This is a genomic window from Stieleria mannarensis (genome assembly GCF_014154935.1).
In the GTDB taxonomy this organism is placed as follows: Bacteria; Planctomycetota; Planctomycetia; order Pirellulales; family Pirellulaceae; genus Stieleria; species Stieleria mannarensis.
The window spans coordinates 1-2,022 of sequence record NZ_JACEHH010000123.1; the positions used below are offsets into that span (position 1 = coordinate 1).

Genomic DNA, 2,022 nt, shown 5'->3' on the forward strand with positions numbered 1-2,022 from the left:
TAACGCTTCCCGCTAGCATTTTCGACCCATTATTTTGCCCCCATTGTTTTGCCCCTTCTCCATCATTCTGCCCCGGATCATTCTGCCTTCTTCCGACGCACCACCCCCACGTGCCGCTCGCTTACGCTTCCGCTAGCATTTACTTTCCTTCCAACTCTGCGACCCGTTTCTCGAGCGACTCCACGCGTTTGGATAGCCGGATGACGATCTGCCGCAGGTCGTAGTCATTCATCTGCGGTTTGGATTCCTGATCGGGGTGAAACGGATTCGGCGGCGGCTCGCCGATGGCCGGTTCCCAGGCTTCCAATTGCTCCTCAATCGCCTCGATCTTCTGGTTGACCAACGGCAGCGTCGGATGCTTGGCGCCCATCGAATCGCGGCTGCGTTTGAGCATCCGCAGTTCTTCGGCCAACTGTCGCCCACGCTCGGTCAACAGCGCCGCGCGGGGGACTTCGTCGGCCGACTTCGCCTTGGAACCGGACTTATCCTGCGATCCGGTTTGCGCGCTCAGTTGACTCGTTAGGCAGACAACTAACAAAGCGATCAGGCCGACACCGACCAGGGATAAAGGAACTTTCATCATTCACCGCTCTCAGTAAAAGGTGGAAATGGCGACGCTTGCCGCACGTGAGCATGCGAGCACGACGCATAAGCGAGTGGCCCCCGCTGGTCGCAGATTAACCCCACAGGCCGCTCGCTCACGCTTCCGCTAGCATCTCGGCACGCGCTCCTCACGCACAAACCCAGTACACGACCAGCTTCGCATACTCCGGCCAGAATGGGAAATGGGTTTTCACACTCTGACTCGGCCCGCACGCCGCGCAAACCGAAATGCCCGCCTTTTCACCAAAATCTTGTTGGAAACACAGCTTGCTGGGGTGGAGAAGCAGAACGATGACGAAGAGGAAGAGCCTTGGAGACAAGACGATCGGGAAACAACCCCATCGGCAATCGTCGCTAGCCCCGGAACGACTTCGACACGATGCCACCAATCATCCTGCGGCACGCACCACGCCGGGCACGATTCCCGGAACGCAAACCGAGCAACGCCGCGGCCAAATCCAAGTGCCCTGACCAGATCAAAACACCCGGCGTACTGCAGCGCGTTCCGCCTGAATACTTCAGCGCGATCGGCGTCGTCGCATTCCGGCCGATGCAGCCATGAAGACGGCAAAAATCGCAACGGAAGCCGGTTCCGGAGCAGCAGGTGCCGCCACCGGAAAGACCTGGTATCCAGGCGAACCAATCCCACTATCCTCGGATGAAAGCAGCGGCACACCGAAGAGAGGATCCGACAAGGCCCAATTCCCAGGACTAACGTCAGTCGGATCGATCAACGAAATGCTGTGCCCCAACTGCTCGTCCGGCCATCCGTCACTCCAGTCGTTGTCGAAATCATAGATGGCAAAATTGTCGGGAGCCAATGGATCCACTGGAATGATTTCCGTCAGCTCCAAACTGGGCGAATCCAAAAGCGGATTCAACGATTGCCAATCGGTGACGGCCAATGAACGAATCGGTTTCGCAGGAGCGGGTGACCAGGAGAAATCGGAGAATGAACCTAAGTTGTCATTAAAAAGGACGATCGTCTCTCCCATTGCGAGCGTCCCAGACAGACTGCCAAAGTCGATGCCAGTCGCCCCATTCGTCAAACGGTAGTTAGAGAGATCAACCTCTGCCCCCGTATTATAAAGTTCGACATACTCGAAGTCTTCTCCACCCTCTGGATAATACATCACTTCAGTGATGATCAACCCCGCATGAGCGTTCGCTGCGCCGAACAGCAACGCGACCAAAACCAAAAATTGAAACGAGCGAGCAAGCATTGGCTCCATCCGAATGAGTATTGAGGTGTACGGCGCCCCAGTCAGTCGGCGGAGAATATCCCCCATCTCCCCCAATCGATCAACACCCGGTCGGCCCTTCAAACCACCCGAAATCAAAATTTTCGAATCTGACTGCAGATTTGCTACCTGCATTGATGGATCAGGCGCCCCCATTGGAGCCAGTGTGCCGTCGTCC

At 56.6% G+C, this 2,022-nt stretch carries 3 protein-coding genes; 1 reads left to right on the forward strand and 2 read right to left on the reverse strand.

All coding sequences use genetic code 11. The features are described 5' to 3' along the window. Positions 1-139: 139 nt before the first annotated feature. Positions 140-583, reverse strand: coding sequence for a hypothetical protein (locus tag H1B37_RS32600; protein ID WP_182871450.1), 444 nt, complete (start codon positions 581-583; stop codon positions 140-142). Between the two features lie 311 nt (positions 584-894). Here H1B37_RS32600 and H1B37_RS32605 point away from each other — a divergent pair, with 311 nt between their 5' ends. Beyond that, positions 895-1,074 (forward strand): hypothetical protein, encoded by a 180-nt coding sequence (locus H1B37_RS32605; RefSeq protein WP_182871451.1) that lies wholly within the window; start codon positions 895-897, stop codon positions 1,072-1,074. A gap of 47 nt (positions 1,075-1,121) precedes the next feature. Here the strand turns inward: H1B37_RS32605 and H1B37_RS32610 are convergent. Beyond that, positions 1,122-2,022: lamin tail domain-containing protein (locus tag H1B37_RS32610; RefSeq protein WP_220498488.1), on the reverse strand; the 901-nt coding region annotated here is incomplete at its 5' end.

Excerpts from the sequence above, each read along its gene's own strand:
- H1B37_RS32605 (WP_182871451.1), top strand. The coding sequence starts at position 895 with ATGACGAAGAGGAAGAGCCTTGGAGACAAGACGATCGGGAAACAACCC.
- H1B37_RS32600 (WP_182871450.1), bottom strand. The coding sequence starts at position 583 with ATGATGAAAGTTCCTTTATCCCTGGTCGGTGTCGGCCTGATCGCTTTG.